The organism is Mycobacterium sp. (genome assembly GCF_032159565.1).
In the GTDB taxonomy this organism is placed as follows: domain Bacteria; phylum Actinomycetota; class Actinomycetes; order Mycobacteriales; family Mycobacteriaceae; genus Mycobacterium.
Genome location: NZ_JAVHWR010000164.1, coordinates 32,412 through 48,046 on the forward strand (window position 1 = coordinate 32,412; position 15,635 = coordinate 48,046).

At 64.6% G+C, this 15,635-nt stretch carries 12 protein-coding genes, 1 tRNA gene and 3 pseudogenes; 5 read left to right on the forward strand and 11 right to left on the reverse strand.

The genetic code is table 11. The features are described 5' to 3' along the window. Positions 1–72: 72 nt before the first annotated feature. Both QOC76_RS22095 and QOC76_RS22100 read left to right on the forward strand, forming a co-directional pair. Entirely contained in the window at positions 73–369 is a 297-nt protein-coding gene (locus QOC76_RS22095; protein ID WP_526360392.1) for a hypothetical protein, read from the forward strand. Positions 370–530: 161 nt separating this feature from the next. Then, positions 531–1,769: a lipase family protein gene (locus tag QOC76_RS22100; RefSeq protein WP_526360394.1), complete on the forward strand. Its 1,239-nt coding sequence runs from the start codon at positions 531–533 to the stop codon at positions 1,767–1,769. Between the two features lie 15 nt (positions 1,770–1,784). On the opposite strand, the gene QOC76_RS22105 is transcribed toward QOC76_RS22100, so the two are convergent. The 9 genes and pseudogenes from QOC76_RS22105 to QOC76_RS22145 form a co-directional block, all read right to left on the reverse strand. Further along, complete coding sequence (locus QOC76_RS22105) at positions 1,785–2,783, reverse strand: glycoside hydrolase family 26 protein (protein ID WP_526360396.1); 999 nt, start codon at positions 2,781–2,783, stop codon at positions 1,785–1,787. A gap of 67 nt (positions 2,784–2,850) precedes the next feature. Beyond that, the gene (locus QOC76_RS22110) at positions 2,851–5,100 is read right to left on the reverse strand and encodes an acyltransferase family protein (RefSeq protein WP_526360398.1); all 2,250 of its coding nucleotides are present in this window, start codon (positions 5,098–5,100) and stop codon (positions 2,851–2,853) included. A gap of 167 nt (positions 5,101–5,267) precedes the next feature. After that, entirely contained in the window at positions 5,268–7,268 is a 2,001-nt protein-coding gene (locus QOC76_RS22115) for a glycosyltransferase family 2 protein (protein ID WP_526360400.1), read from the reverse strand. Positions 7,269–7,611: 343 nt separating this feature from the next. Then, entirely contained in the window at positions 7,612–7,950 is a 339-nt protein-coding gene (locus QOC76_RS22120; protein ID WP_526360402.1) for a hypothetical protein, read from the reverse strand. 533 nt (positions 7,951–8,483) lie between these two features. Next, a pseudogene (locus QOC76_RS22125) lies at positions 8,484–8,889 on the reverse strand (HNH endonuclease signature motif containing protein). Positions 8,890–9,039: 150 nt separating this feature from the next. Next, a complete protein-coding gene (locus QOC76_RS22130; RefSeq protein ID WP_526360404.1) occupies positions 9,040–9,255 on the reverse strand; it encodes a hypothetical protein in 216 nt (71 codons plus the stop codon). Between the two features lie 233 nt (positions 9,256–9,488). Then, a pseudogene (locus tag QOC76_RS22135) lies at positions 9,489–9,892 on the reverse strand (HNH endonuclease). 71 nt (positions 9,893–9,963) lie between these two features. Continuing rightward, positions 9,964–10,038, reverse strand: a tRNA-Thr gene (locus QOC76_RS22140). Between the two features lie 22 nt (positions 10,039–10,060). Next, on the reverse strand, positions 10,061–10,798 hold the full coding sequence (locus tag QOC76_RS22145) for an MlaD family protein (protein WP_526360406.1): 738 nt from the start codon (positions 10,796–10,798) through the stop codon (positions 10,061–10,063). A 125-nt stretch (positions 10,799–10,923) separates the two neighbouring features. Here QOC76_RS22145 and QOC76_RS22150 point away from each other — a divergent pair, with 125 nt between their 5' ends. After that, a complete protein-coding gene (locus QOC76_RS22150) occupies positions 10,924–11,643 on the forward strand; it encodes a response regulator transcription factor (RefSeq protein ID WP_526360420.1) in 720 nt (239 codons plus the stop codon). Between the two features lie 54 nt (positions 11,644–11,697). Continuing rightward, entirely contained in the window at positions 11,698–13,164 is a 1,467-nt protein-coding gene (locus QOC76_RS22155; RefSeq protein ID WP_526360408.1) for a sensor histidine kinase, read from the forward strand. On the opposite strand, the gene QOC76_RS22160 is transcribed toward QOC76_RS22155, so the two are convergent. Further along, positions 13,136–13,540, reverse strand: coding sequence for an HIT family protein (locus QOC76_RS22160; protein ID WP_526360410.1), 405 nt, complete (start codon positions 13,538–13,540; stop codon positions 13,136–13,138). The genes QOC76_RS22155 and QOC76_RS22160 overlap by 29 nt on opposite strands. A 73-nt stretch (positions 13,541–13,613) precedes the next feature. On the opposite strand from QOC76_RS22160, the pseudogene QOC76_RS22165 reads away from it, so the two are divergent. Continuing rightward, positions 13,614–14,417 (forward strand): annotated as a pseudogene (locus tag QOC76_RS22165) (dolichyl-phosphate beta-glucosyltransferase); the annotation flags it as partial. 19 nt (positions 14,418–14,436) lie between these two features. Here QOC76_RS22165 and QOC76_RS22170 read toward each other — a convergent pair. Next, on the reverse strand, positions 14,437–15,635 hold a 1,199-nt coding region (locus QOC76_RS22170; protein ID WP_526360412.1), incomplete at its 5' end, for an HNH endonuclease signature motif containing protein.

Consider the following 15,635-nt stretch of genomic DNA (forward strand, 5'->3'; position numbering starts at 1 on the left):
TGGGCGCAGTGGCGCGCTACTGCAATCTGATCCGGGTGCAGTTTTGCCGCCCTGCTCGACCGCTCAGGTTCGATGGAGAGCTCCAAGGCCGCGATCGAGGACGGCTGGCGTGAACTCATTAACGCGCAACACCAGCAGCTTGGCGGTTGCCAGGTGACCCTTGCCCTGCTCGACGCCATCGGGCGATTCATCACCGAGATCGGCGACCAGTTGTCAGCGCTGCGCGTCGAGCAGCGGCCGGGCCACGTCATCTGCCTGATCATGACCGACGGGATGGAAGACTCTAGTCACGAATGCACTTGGCAGACAGTGGAAATGCTGGCCAAGCGGCCACAACCGGAGCAATGCGGCGCGCGCACGAGATGGTGAGCGAAACGCGCGCCGGGAGGTCCGCTGCGTTCTCGGACGAAGACCGCCAAGCGGCGATGGGAGGTCAGCTACCCCCGCGTGGGCAGAATGCAAGCGACTGGAAAGGCCTCTGAAGGGTGTCGCCTATGCCATCCTCGTGATCAAGGATCAAGGGGACACACATGATCGCGAGGTTCGTTGGGCGAGTGGGCGGCGTGCTCGCATGCGCCGTGGTTGCCGCGTGCAGCGCGTCGCAACCCGCCGCCCCCTCCAACACAGGGCCGGAGGAACTCAACTACTCCCGACAGATGCCAGCCATCACCAACGGTGACTTGGCCGCCCGCGGCACCGTGGCGAGCTCATCAGACCAGACGCCGTTCGATTTCAGCGAGCTGCCTGTCGGCTCAACGGCACACACGATGGTGTACCGATCGATATCCGGCATCACTGGATTGCCCACCGTGGTTTCCGGTGCGGTATTCACACCGCCAGGCGACCCGCCGCCCGGAGGGTGGCCTGTCATCGGCTACGCCCATGGAACCGTTGGGGTAACCCCCGACTGTGGCCCAACCGCGGATTCCCGCCTGCTCGGCGACATCACTCCGGTGGCGATACAGCTCAACCTCGGCTACGCGGTGGCCTACACCGACTATGCGGGTCTGGGCAAGCCCGACGGGTCAAGCCAGGACGCGATGACACCACATGCTTACCTAGAGCCGAAGTCGGCGGCATTCAACCTCATCGACGCGGTGCGAGCCGCCCGCACGGTGGTGCCGCAGCTGTCGTCGCGGTGGGTGGCGTTGGGATCCTCGCAGGGCGGCGAGACCGCTTGGGCGGCCGCCGAATATTCTGCGGATTACGGTCAGGGCACCGATCTGCTTGGCGCCGCGGCGCTGGTTCCCACGGCAGACATGCTCGGGCTGGTGCAGCGGGCCGAGTCATCGACGTTGACCAACGACCAGATGTTCCTGTACCCGAACGTGATCGAGGGTTTGGCATCGGTCGACAAGGCAATCGATCCGAACGACTACCTGCACGGCGTTCTACGCGACGATAAAGCGACGTTGCTTGCCTGCCGACCGCCGGCGTCCCAACGCAAGGATGCCCTGGCTGCCAAGTTCGCTCCGGCCGACGCCGAGCCGTCGTCGCCGGCCGCGGCCGACCGGCTGAGCCAGCGGCTCAGCTCCTACGCGCTGCCCCAACAGCCAACCAAAATCCCGCTGTTGGCGATCTACGGTGGATCGGATCAAACCGTTCCGCCGGAATGGACCGAGGTCGCCATGGGCCGGGCCTGCGCGTTGGGCGACACCATTCTGCGGATCCGCCTGCAAGACCAAGGGCACAAACTTGATCCCGGTGCGGCCTTGGGCCAGTGGATCGCCGATCGCTTCGCCGGCGTCCCCGCCGTCGGCAACTGCTGACCGAGATCAGCCGCGCTACCAGGACGCCAGTACGGCCTTGGCAGCAGCGGTGGTTACGGCCGAACTCGTGAGCCGCCAGTCGGGTGCATCGGGGTTGCCGTCGACCTCGAACCAGGTCAGCCCGCGGACGTCGGTGCCGGCGAGCCAGCTGACGAAATCGGAGATCCAGCGCGACTTGTCGCCGCCTTGGTCGCCGCAGCCGACCTCGTTGATCCACACCGGTTTGCCCGGCGCGAGTTGCGCGACAAGGGCCAACGTGGTGCCGAAAAGCTCAGCCGGCTGGATCCATTGATGGCCTGGCCGATCGCCGAAGTTGTAGCCGTCGACGCCGAGGATGTCGACGAAACTGTCGCCGGGATAGCACGGTGAGATCGCCTCGGCATTGCCATCGATGATGACGTTCGGGCACCACACCCACTCGACGCGCTTGGCCCCCGCGTCGTCAAAAATGCTGCGGACTCTGCGGTAGGCCGCGACGTAATCTTGCGACGAGCCGCCCGGTGATCCCACCGCCCAGGGGTACCAGTTTCCGTTCATCTCGTGTGCGAACCGGAGCCGGAACGGTTTGTCATAGGAGGCCGCCTGGTTGGCCCAGGTGCGCACATAGTTGTCGTATCGACCACCTGCGATCTGTCCGGCCGTGTAAGCCACCTGGTGCTTGCCGGCGCGGGGATCCCAGGGTTCCCACGTCAACTCCGGGGTGCAGCCGGCGGCCGCGGCGGCATCCAGAAACGTGGTGGGCAGCGACCTCTCCCAGACGAATGCCTCGTAGACGGTCAACACGTCCAAGTGCTTGCCCAATTGCTGCGCGGCGGCCTGTGACCGCTGCACCGTCGCGTCGTCGATACCGGTTGCGGCCAGCCCGAACCGGCGTGATTCGTGAGGTTGGTCTGGTTGGCGCGGTTCTGACCTTTGGCATCCGCCGGCGGCCACCACGGTGAACGCCGCCAGGGGGATCGATGCGAGCAGGCTGCGACGGGACAACCTCGCCGCGTGTCCGCTGGGCAACGACACCTCCGACCCTCATGTGTTCGGCAGAGACACACCCTACGGGACGCCCGAGCCTTCGCCCCGCCGAACGTCAGCGGCCGCTCAGATCGATTCCCTTGTCACGGACCCCGGCTTGGACCGCCGGCAGTAGCGCCTTGACCGCGGTTGCCGTCAGGTGAGAATCGTCGCGGTAGAGCAACGTGCCGTTGCGCACTGCGCGGCATTTGTTGTCCTCGCACAGGTACGCGTTGAGGTCGAGCACGGGAATGTCGAGGTTCTGGCCCCGGACCTGGTCTGTGACAATGGGTTCGGTCCGGGGGGTGTTGTTCAGGTTGAAGTCGCACGCGGACCAGTTGTCGGTGGCGCCCGAGATGCATTCCGGCATGTTCTTGTTCGGGTATGGCGTATCGCGCAAGTAGATCAACTTCGCGCCAGTCGCCCGCAGTTGGTTCAGCGTTTGATCCCAGGCGGTCTTGAACTCCTGATAGTCGGGCACGTACGTGGACAGCGAGCTGATCACGATGTACTTGGGCTTCAGCGCGACGATCGCCTTGACGCTGTCCGCACGCCAGCCGAGGCAGTCCGACTTCGTGAACGGGTCGGTGCGGCCGTCTCTGGGTTGTAGGGCGGCGACAGGGCATGCCGCCTTGGTGAATTGGTTGAGCCGCCAGTTATTTTCCTTGGCGATGACCTGAACCACCGGCAGCCACTGCTGTGCGTGGCTGTCGCCGAAGAGCACCGCAGGCACGCCGCCTGCTGGGCCATCCACGCAAGTGCTCGGCTGTTCGCGCTTGCCCAGTGGAACCAGGCACTCGTCACGGTCGGGCCGATCGTCGAAGGCCTTGAACGGGTTGGGCGTGACCGGTCCCGATTTCGCACCGGTGTCGGCGCCGAAAACGGATTGGAAGCTCACCGACGCATTGGACGAAGTCGCCCCGCTGGCCAGGTTGACCGCCAGGACGCCCAGGCTCATCGTCACAGCGGCGGCCACAATGGTGCCGGTGAAGCCGACTGACAATGAGGCCTGCAGATTGCGCTTCAGTTCGCCTGACGACATGATCGGGCGTTCCAGCAGTGCGGTGGAGGCCCATGCCAGCGCCAGTGCCGCCATGGTCACGCCCACCAACGTCGGCCAGCCGGTGTTGTGGGTGTAGCTCTTGAACAGCACCAGCGCGGGCCAGTGCCACAGATACCAGCCGTAGGAGACCTTTCCCAGCCACCGCAAGGGACGCGCCCCGAGAAACCATCCGACGGCGGGCCTGCTGCTGGTGGCCACCTGTCCGGCCACAATGATCGCGGCGGCACCGAGCGTCGGTAACAACGCGGCCACGCCCGGATAAGGCGTGGTGTGGTCGTAGGCGACTGTCGCCACCAGTACTGCCGCCAGTCCCGCCCAACCGAGCACCCACATCGCCACTCGCACGGACAATCTCGTGATCAAGCCGGTTAGCAGAGGGCCCGCAACCGCGACGACTCCGCCGATGCCGAATTGCCATGCGCGCGTGTGGGTCGCCATGTAAGACAGGGTGGGGTCGCTGGCCGTGAAGTGCAGCGATGCCAACAGGGAGGCGGCGGTGACCACGGCGATTCCCCAGCCGACGACCATACGGATGGACCACCGCATGCGCTTGGCCAGCACAGCCAGCGCGACCAACAGCACGGGCCAGATGAAGTAGAACTGTTCCTCGATGGAAAGCGACCAGAAGTGCGTGGCAACGCTGTCGTCCGACGCCCCGGCGAGGTAGTCCTTGCCCGCGGCGATGAAGCGCCAGTTGGCGATATTCATCGTTGCGGCCAGCAGATCGAGTGCCTGGCGGAAGACCGAGAGCAGCGGCATCAGGAACCAAACGGCGATCGACGTCGCGATGATGGTCACTGCCGCCGGGGGGATGATGCGGCGTGCACGCCGCGCGTAGAAGCCCCTGAAGGACACCCGCCCGTTGCGCTCGAACTCACGCAGCAGCAGGCCGGTGATCAGGAAGCCCGAAATGACGAAGAACACGTCGACGCCCACAAAGCCGCCAGCCATGTGCGGCACACCCGCATGAAACAGCACCACCAGCGCGACGGCGATGCCTCGCAGCCCTTCGACATCGTTGAAGAAGCGGTTTTCCGATTTCTTGGCTTCGGGCTTGGGCTTGGGCTCGACCTTCGCCTTGGCCGTGGACGGCTGTGTCGGGACGACGACGGTGGCCGGATGCCGGTGTACACGGTGGTGCGCCGGCGCCGGGATACTCGCGGTACGGGACGTCCGCGGCAGCTGCATCCTCGCCGTCTGGGCCGTCGCGCTGGTCGGCCCCGGGCGATACCTCACGGTCGGTTCTTCCCAGTACTTAGTCATGAGGAAATCGTCGCGTTTTCGGAGTACGGGCGTAATCGCCGGCAAGCCAGAATCGACTGCTGACAGGCAAGGGTTTTCTATCCCCCTGGTAAGGGAGGCCGGCGGTTGCTCCCGAACCTCCTGTGCCACAGATAATTCGGTTCGGCGGGCATCGGCGGTAGTCGAACTCAGGAGGTCCAGGGAATCATCAGGTCGAACCACCCGGACGCGACGGCTGCGGCCAGAACCAGCGCGAGTGTGTAGCACACCGCCTCGTAAGCGGAGATCCGATGTGGATTGCGCCGCCTTGGCTTAGGGCCGCTTTGGGTTGCTGGTGCCGAAGCGCCGTCCGTCCGGGATCCCAGGAGCTTGCCGAAGGATGGCCACAGGATCTTGATGAACTCGACAAGCAACGGCAGGGCGAGATATGTGTAGATACCCACGAACATCGCCATCAGCCAGTACTGGCGCACGCCATAGGCGTGTATGTCGTAGATGACCACGGCCCAGAACGGCACGAGCGATGCCATGATCGCAACGGCGCCCAACCGGCTGATGCTGCGGGCCAGGGGATTGGGGCGATCCATCGCGCCGGTGGGTACCCATCCCGCTGAGCGGCCCCGCAGTTTGTGCGCGATCGCGATGAGGTGGGCGTAGCTATAGGCCATCTGCAGGCGCAGGACCTCAAACCGCCAGCGGCTCTTGGACACCACCGGTATCACCACCAGATAGACCCAGAGTCCGACGAGGAAGGGCACAAACTGTGCGGGCTGGACCTGGGTCGGAAAAAACGCGGCCATGATCATGCCGGGAAGGTAGAGCGCGAGGACATTGACAGCGGTGGTGATGTAATAGAACAACCCCGCCCAGAAGCAGAGCCGTTGGCGCAAGGTCATTTTCACTCGGGAGCCGTCAAGCTTCGCGTTGTGCAGCTTCACCAGCGACCCGTTGCACCACCGGTACTGCTGGTTGAGAAAGCCGGCCATGTCGCCTGGGCACAAGCCGCGTGAGACGACGATCGGCACGTAGCGGGTCTGAAAGCCCGCCTGCATCAGATGCAGCCCCGTGTGAATGTCTTCGCTGTGCTCGATCTGCGCGAATCCGCCGGTGGCGTCGAGGGCCTTGCGTCGGTACAGCGCGCAGGTGCCGACGCAGATCGCAGCGTTGACCCGGTCCCGCGACGGCAGGATCCAGCGGTAGAACAATTCTTGGGTCGAGCCCGCCGTGCGCTGAATCCAGTTCAGGTTCTCGCCGCTGTCGAAGTATTGCGGGCTCTGTACGATGCCGACGGCCGGGTCATCCATATACGGAACGAGGTGCTGCAGGAAATCTGGCCGCGGGCAGAAATCCGCGTCCAGAATCACGATGTGGTCTCCCGACGTGCGGGAGAAGGCGTATTGAAGGTTGCCGGCTTTCTTCAGGTGCCCACGATTCGGTCGCACGACGTAGTCGAAGCCGAACTCTGCGGCCAGCTCCCCGACTTCGCCGCGATCGCCGTCGTCGAGTACGTGAACGTCGACCCTGCCCGCCCACTCCATCGCCTTGACATGCGTGTACGTGTTGCGCAGAACCGCCACGTCTTCTCCGTATGTGGGAAGAAAGACATCGATGCTCGGCGCAGGACCTGAGGGAACCCAACCCTCGACAAGCTTGCGGTGTGTCTTCGCCGACACCCGCCTGGTGTTGAAGCTGGTCAGCGACGAAAGTATGGTGCCAATCACGTTCAGCCCCAACACAATCAACATAGGCCATAAGACTGCGATCGACGCGATGGCGAAATGCAGCAGGCTCCATCCCGCGAGCACAGAGGCGGCCAGCAGTAGGATCTGCACCCACCGCATCTGCGCGCCGAAGTAGGAGTAGACCTCGTTGTCACCCGGCGGGGCGACCAGGCCTTCTGCTTCCGCTTCGACGGCCTGTTCGGTGAGCTGATAAGTGTCCAGCGCTGCCAGATCCTTGCGGACGATCCGCTCTGTGGCGGGCTCGTGCAGCGCTAGCCGCTCCGTGAGAGGCTCGTGCAGCACCTTGGTGCGGCCGGTCCACGTCCCGTCGGCGCCACGATGATCGTGCCGCCGGTCGTGTCGACGCGGGTCTGGCCGGTGCACATGGCGGCGCGGATCGGACCGGTTCAGGTCATTGCGCCCCAGTGTGCGGCTACCGGACGTGCGGGGCATCTGCGCGAGCGGCATGGCGCCGGCCGGGACCGTAGCTTCCGTCGGGCCAGGACGAAGGCTCGTCGTCTCTTCGCAGTACGTAGTCATAGAAACATCGTCGTGATCGGGGAGCGCGTCCGTAATCGCCAGGAAGCCAGAGTCCACTTCTGAAGGGGAAGGATTTCCTATCCGTCTGGTGAGCACTTGGGGTTCGACTCGGCATGGAGCCCAGCACAAAAGTCCCCGGCAGTAGCGCCGGGGACTTTGAACTGCTGTCGGGTGACGAAGGGCAGTGCTTCGCCCGGTACGCAGCGTGAGGTAGGGCTCTGGCTAGAATGCAGCGTGAGGTAGGGCTCTGGCTAGAACGCAGCAAGGGGCGTCAAGCCTTCTGGTTACTCTTGAATAAGTGCGGGAAGTCGAGCGCGTAGGCGTTGACTACAGTCGCTGCCGCCGTACCCCGCAGCCGCGCGAGTTCACCAGTCATGCTGCCGAGACGGTGATCTTGGGCAGCGATCGTCTGGGATGCGGTGCCGAGTTGGCGCTCGCGATCGGCGAGCTTGTGTTCGGCGGCCTGGCGGCGCTGCTCCGACTCGCGCAAAAGACGGCGCAGTTCATCGATTTGTGCGCCGGGTGTGAGTGGCATCATGAGGTCATCAGTTCCTTCTTGTGTCGTGGTGTCATGTTCTGGCTCGCAGGGTGATTGAGGTTCCACCGTCATTCCGTCAGCGTCACCAGCAGCTCGAAGATGAGTACGCCCACGAACGCGTGATGATGCCTCGAGGTGGAAATCGCGGTAGCGTCCGGACTGCCATGCACTGCCTCGGCCGCTCCGGTGCCGGCGTCTTCGGCTCTCTTGCATCAACTCCACGTTCATGTCGGATACTCCTTCTCCTATCGCCTGCGGTGTAGACAGTCCGCCGCTGTACCACGCTGTGCAGAGGCAGGCATATGTGGCCACAGTCGGAAACGCTTGGGGTAGAACCGGTTAGGCCGCTAAACAAGATCGGTAGCAATACCGACAGTGTGTCGTAGCCCAGTTCCTTTCATGCGTGACGACGCTCCTGCCACGTCATGGGCCACCAGTTGAGTTGCGGTTCTTTCCAGTACGTGGCCATGAGCTAAATCATGATGATCAAGTGATGATTCCGTAATCGCCAGAAAGCCAGATTCCGGTCTGGAACCGAAAGGGTTTCCTATCTGATTGGCAAGCAAGCCGGACGCGAGATCGGATGAGAGCGAGCGGTGCCGCTCTCAGTACGACTGTCCGATGGCGTATCGCTGCCGGCGGAACGCGCGACCGTTTCCGCGGTTGCGGCTCTTGTATGTCGCAAGCTGCGAGTCACAGTTCGGACAAACCAGCCGTAGGTTCTCCCGCCGATTGTTCGTCGGGTCCCCGTCGACATGGTCCAACACCAGCGCGAGGGGCAGGCCAAGCCACATGCTGCTTCCACCGCAGATAGCACAGCAGCGCGCCTGAGCGTCGGCGAGATACTCGCGGATGTAGTGGCCGCGGCGGCCGTCAATCCACGCCTCAGGATTCGAGCCACAATTTCGTGAGGGCTTTGCGTCGGAACGAACCCTGGCACGCATTGCCGCAGTAAATCTTCTGGCTTCGCTTCGAGAGCAGCTCTGAACCACAGCCGCGGCACTGCCTCATGCGTTTGACGCTACGATCGGCCACCGACATGAATTGGACGCTGGGTGGAGCCTCCTATCGGGATTGAACCGATGACATTCCGCTTACATCGTCACTTGCGTGAATTGCGGCGGGGCGCAGTAGAGCGCTACTGCATGTGGTTGGCGATGCTCAGTCCTCGTCAGCCCGCTCGGTTGCGCGTTCGCGGATGGACCGGGCTTCGCGATGGAGGGCTTCGGCTTGCTCGCGTAGTCGAGTGGACCGACGGTGGGTGTCAGCGGCCGACTTGTGGGCCCGGTCAGCTGACTCGTGTGCCCGGTGTGCGCCCGCTTCTGCGTCGTCGGCTCGATCGGCTGCCGCTGCAGCTGCGTCGTCTGCATTTCCCATTGCTGCACCTCCTTCGTGAAGGTTGATATTGCCCCGTATCTGCCGACGCAATCATCGTTTGTTCCGGGGGCCGATCGAGACAAGGCGCCGTGCCAAGGTTTGGCATATTGCGCGGCGGGCACCCTCGTGAGTAGCAGGCGCCGTCTGGCGAGAGGTGCGTACTGGTCCTGCTAGGCGGTTGGTGGATTCATCCTTGTGCGTTAAGTCGGCAGCGTTTCGTCGCTGGTCGCCGCTCAGTACGACTGGCCGTTGGCGTATCGCTGCCGACGGAAGGCGCGACCGTTGCCGCGGTTCCGGCTCTTGTATGTTGCGAGCTGCGAGTCACAGTTCGGGCAGACCAGCCGCAGGTTCTCCCGGCGATTGTTCGTCGGGTCCCCGTCGTTGTGGTCCAAGACCAACGCCAGGGCAGGTCAAGCCAAGTGACGGCTCCGCCACAGATCGCGCAGCACCCCGACTGGGCGTCAGCGAGATACTCCCGGATGTAGTGACCGCGGCGAGTCCCGACCCACGCCTCGCCGGATTCGAGCCAGCGCGTCGTATTCGATCTGCGCCGGGCTGACGCCTGACAGGCATTGCCGCAGCAGACCTTCTGGCTGCGCTTTGAGAGTTCTGAACCACAGCCGCGGCACTGCCTCATGTATGCAAGCTAGGACGGGCGACCGACAACCAGCCGTCGGCGGTCTGAGCCTCGGGTGGAGCCACCTCGGGTGGAGCCTCCTATCGGGATTGAACCGATGACCTACATATTACAAGTATGTTGCTCTACCACTGAGCTAAGGAGGCCTGCGGGCCCGAGCTTATCGGGTCACTCGTCGGCATCGATGACGCGCTGTGACGTGACGGGGCGCGCCGGGGACGACGACCGACGGGGCCTGCGGCCGGGAAATGGGATGCGATCGGCGATATTGCTCAGCGGATTGACCACCTGGCTCAGCACGATGACGGCCTCGCGTAACGCTTCGATCGTCGGCTCCAGGGCTTCGAGCCCGGGCGTCAGCCGGTTGAGTGTGTCGGCGACACCGGCCAACTGCTCGAGCGGCCCATTCCTGGCGGTCAGCTTGTCCACCAATCCGCCCTCGGCGAGCAGTCGATCGGCCAAGCCGTCCTCGGCCAGCAATCGCTCGACCAGGCCATCCTCGTTGAGCAACTGGTCGACCAGGCCGCCCGGTTCGATCGCCCTCATCAGGCCGCCGTCGTCTTGTGTCAGCCGATCCAATACCCCGCCCGGCATGGTGACCTTGTCGATCACACCGCCCGGCTGCAGAAGCCGGTCGACTGGACCGCCCGGCGTCAGCGCCCGGCCCAGCGGCTGGTCCTCGTCCATCAATCTGGCCAGCCGGTTCGCCCGCTCGACCGCCTCGTCGATGCCCAGCATGTGGGCGACCGAACCCGATCCGGACCTGGCCCTCGAATTGGCCTGCCCCAGCGTGCGCTGCGCCAGACCCAACGCGCCATTGGCGACGTCAAGGCCGGTTTCGGCGGCAGCAAGCCCGACTCGGACCGGGGCGGTGGCGAGATCGGCCAGGCTCTTCCCCAGATTCATCACCTCAGTGTATGGCTGTAGCTGCCGCCTACGGCCACGCCATAGAGAGGAGCACAATAAGACTCACAGGAAGTTGACAGCCGTCCTGCAGCTTCATTGCCAGGAAATCAGGAGACATTTGGATGATGGCCATGGCTGCACTCCCAGAATCCGTCCCAGAGGCCCGAGTTCTCGTCGTCGACGACGAGACCAACATCGTCGAGCTGCTTTCGGTGAGCCTCAAGTTCCAGGGCTTCGAGGTCCACACGGCCTCCAACGGGCCCGCCGCGCTCGACAAGGCCCGTGAAGTGCGGCCCGACGCTGTCATCCTCGACGTGATGATGCCCGGGATGGACGGCTTCGGCGTACTCCGTAGGCTGCGCGCCGACGGCATCGACTCGCCCGCGCTGTTCCTCACCGCCCGCGACACCCTCCAGGACAAGATCGCAGGCCTGACGCTCGGCGGCGACGACTACGTCACCAAGCCCTTCAGCCTGGAAGAAGTCGTCGCCCGGCTGCGGGTGATCCTGCGCCGCTCCGGCAAGGGCACCGAGGAGCCGCGAAGCGCCCGACTGACCTTCGCCGACATCGAACTCGACGAGGACACCCACGAGGTGTGGAAGGCCGGCGAGCCGGTTTCGCTGTCGCCGACCGAGTTCACGCTGCTGCGGTATTTCATCATCAACGCAGGCACGGTGCTGTCCAAGCCGAAGATCCTCGACCACGTCTGGCGCTACGACTTCGGCGGCGACGTGAACGTCGTCGAGTCCTACGTCTCCTACCTGCGCCGCAAGATCGACACCGGCGAGAAGCGCCTTCTGCACACACTGAGGGGCGTCGGCTACGTTTTGCGGGAACCGCGATGAACACTTGCCGTGAAGAGCCGAGAACTCAGCTAGATTCTGCTGAACAATAGGAGTATGGCGGGTGTGCGCGGACGAGGTGTGCCGCTGCGGGTCGGGCTGGTGGCCGCGACCCTCGTATTGGTGGCGTGCGGTTTGCTGGCGTCCGGCATCGCCGTCACCTCGATACTTCGGCACAGCCTGACAAATCGCATCGACGAGACACTGCTCGACGCCTCACGTAGCTGGGCGCAGGCGCCGCGTCGCATGCCGGTGCCTCCGATGGAGCCCAACCCGGCCCGTCCGCCGTCGGACTTCTACGTGCGGGGGGTCGATCCCGACGGCCGGATCTGGATGGCCGTCAACGATCGTGCGGCTGAACCGGCACTGCCCGCGAACAACGACGTCGGTCCGGCACCGGTGACCGTCGGCTCGATCGACAATTCGCACGTGCAGTGGCGCGCGATGTCGGTGCACGGGCCGCAGGATCAGATCACGACCGTGGCCATCGATCTGTCCGATGTCCAGTCGACGGTTCGCGCGCTGATCTGGTCGCAGGCCGGCATCGGCGCTGCCGTGCTGCTGGTGCTTGGCGTCGCCGGTTTCTGGGTGGTGCACCGCAGCCTGCGGCCGCTGACCGAAGTCGAGCAGACCGCCGCCGACATCGCCGCCGGACAGCTGGATCGCCGTATCCCACAACGTGATCCGCGTACCGAGGTGGGCCGCTTGTCGTTGGCGCTCAACGGCATGCTGGCACAGATCCAGCGTGCTGTCGCCTCATCGGAATCCTCCGCGGAACACGCCCGCAGATCCGAGGAGCGCATGCGCCGCTTCATCACCGACGCCAGCCACGAGCTGCGGACGCCGCTGACCACGATCCGGGGTTTCGCGGAGCTGTACCGCCAGGGCGCCGCCCGCGACATCGAGATGCTGATGTCGCGTATCGAGAGCGAGTCGCGCCGGATGGGGTTGCTGGTGGAGGATCTTCTGATGCTCGCCCGCCTCGACGCGCAGCGACCACTGGATCGTCACCGCGTCGATCTGCTGGCGCTGGCCACCGACTCAGTGCACGACGCGCGGTCGATCGCCCCGAAACGCAAAATCACCGTGGAGGTCATCGACGGCCCCGGCACGCCGGAGGTGCTCGGTGACGAGGCGCGGTTGCGCCAGGTACTGGGCAATCTCGTCGCCAACGCGCTGCAGCACACGCCGGAAACCGCCCGAATCACCGTGCGTGTCGGCACCGACGACGACAACGCCCTGCTCGAGGTCGCCGACGAGGGTCCCGGCATGACTCCCGAGGACGCCCACCGTGTCTTCGAGCGGTTCTACCGCACCGATGAGTCCCGCGACCGGGCAAGTGGCGGCACCGGGCTGGGGCTGTCGATCGTCGACTCGCTGGTCTACGCCCACGGCGGCTCGGTCAGCGTCACCACCGCACCGGGCAGGGGTTCCCGGTTCACCGTCAAGTTGCCGCGCATCGCGGATGCCGTCGCGCACGATGTCGCGGCGTCGGTCAGGTCAGGTCGGCCAGCGCCGCCTTGATCTTGGTCTGCGCCTCGTCGAGTGACTCCGGCGACGGATTCTGGTCGACATGCGCGAACCCGAAATCGGTGAGGTTGTAGGCCGGGAAGACATGCACGTGCAGGTGGGGAACCTCAAGCCCGGCGATGATCATGCCCGCCCGCTCGGCGCCGAATGCCTTGCACACCGCCTTGCCGATCAATTGCGAGACCTCCATGACTCTGCCGAACGCGGCCGAGTCGACGTCCTGCCACTTGTCGATCTCCGCCCGCGGGACGACGAGCGTGTGCCCCTGCGTCATCGGCTGGATCGTCAGGAACGCCGCGATGTCATCGTCTTCGTACACGAACCGGCCAGGCAAATCGCCGTTGATGATCTGGGTAAAGACGGTAGCCATGCCCACGAGCATTGCAGCAATCTCCCAGTGACGTGGCAGTGGGGTGGCAGCTCGCTCGTAGACGGTTGACGCTATGACTGATCCGGCGCATTCATGTGCGCCGGGCTATCTGCTCGACATCGTCATTCCCGTTCACAACGAGGAGCGTGGCCTTCCCGGCTGCATCCACCGCCTTCATGACTATGTCGGCACCTACGTGCCGTACTCGGCGCGGATCACGGTGGCCGACAACGCAAGTACGGACGACACACTCAACGTTGCACACAGGCTCGTCGACGAACTCCCCGACGTCGACGTCATCCATATCGATGCGAAGGGCCGTGGCGCGGCGCTGCACGCGGCGTGGGCGAAATCGCCTGCGGACGTTGTCGCCTACATGGACGTCGACCTGTCCACGGACCTGTCGGCGTTGATGCCCCTCGTCGCGCCGGTGATCTCAGGCCATTCCGAGCTGGCGATTGGCTCGCGGTTGACTTCGTCGTCGCGAGTCATCCGAAGTGCCAAGCGTGAGTTCGTTTCGCGCAGTTACAACTTGCTGCTGCGCGCAGCGCTGGGTGCACGCTTTTCCGACGCTCAGTGCGGCTTCAAGGCGGTGCGCGCCGAGGTCGCCCGCGAACTGCTTCCATTCGTCGGTGACACCGGCTGGTTCTTCGACACCGAACTGCTGGTCATCGCCGAACGCGTCGGCTTGCGGATCCACGAGGTGCCCGTCGACTGGATCGAAGACCCCGACTCACGGGTGGACATCGTGCCGACCGCGATCGGTGATCTGAAGGGCTGCTGGCGACTCTGGTGGGCACTCGTCACTCGGGCGCTGCCGATCCGCGAATTACGGCACAGACTTGGCCGCGCGCCAAAGGTGGCGGGGGCGCCTCGATGTGAAACGTCTTCGGCGCCTAAAAGGGCGGTGGCTCGTCCTTGACGGCAGACATCGCGATCGCCTCTTCCCAGCGTCGTCTGCCGAGCTCGGTCTCGCGGTGTTGTCGGTTGAGCCTGCGTTCGGCAGCGATGCGCAGTGCCCGGTTCTGCGCCCGGGTGCGACTGCGTCTGGGCATCATCGTGGCGCGGTCTGTGCATTCCCGAGATGGGGTGGCGGGCACGGGGAGTGCTCCGGTCGGTGCGCATAGCGACGGAAACAGCAGCGCGCTACCGGGTGTGGTGACATAGGTTTCGCCTGACGGGGACGTCCAGATGACAGTGCCGTCTCGCAATTGTCGGTCGCGCCAACCGCCGAACGTTTTGAGCAGATGATGAATCCTGCAGAGGCACTTCAGGTTCGACGCATGGGTGCGACCACCGTCGCCGTAGGGATTCGTGTGATCCAGATCGCAATGGATGGCGGCACGGTCACAGCCTGGGAAGCGACATGTCAGATCCCGGCAGCGCACGAAATCGCTCAATTGCCGCGATGCGGTGTAGCCGCACTCCGCGGGGGCGTCGCCGGGATGGACGAGCGGCACCAGCTTGGCCGACTCGGCCAATTCCGCGATGAGGTCAGGAGGGACAAGGTCATCCGGGTCAACGGTGTAGCCCGGGTTGTCTCCGACCCCGTCGACGGTGTCCTGGTTGGCGACTACGTACATGACGACAGCGCTTGCCGGCTTGTCGGCGGCTGCGCAATCCGCTCTGTCGCATTCGCAGGCGAGGCGGTCCGCGCCAGTCCCCAACGCGCCGAACGCATCAGCGCGCCGTTGCGCATGAGAGCGGAGATCGTTCTTGCAGACGGTGGCCGCAAGAATGTCGAGCCGCGCATCGAGCGTACGGCCGTCCATCACGCGAAGGAAGCCGCGGATCTCGCTGACGCCGTCGCCGCTGTCCCAGATATCGACCCAGCGGTCGTCTCGCTTCTTCTTCCGCCGCCGACGGGCATCGGGGTCGTGGCGAGCGACGATGCGGTCGATCCGCGCGATCATTTGGCCCCTGGTCAACGACGGCCACCGCGCCGAAGCCAGCGAGAGCGCGGCGTCGACCGCAGCCAGCCGGTCTTCGTCGATGATCAGGTCGGTGCGCGACACAAGCGCCTGAAATATCAGGTAGTCGATATCGCCGGCCAAAAAGACCTTGCCGACCTGTGGCAGCCTCTTGCCCATCGCAA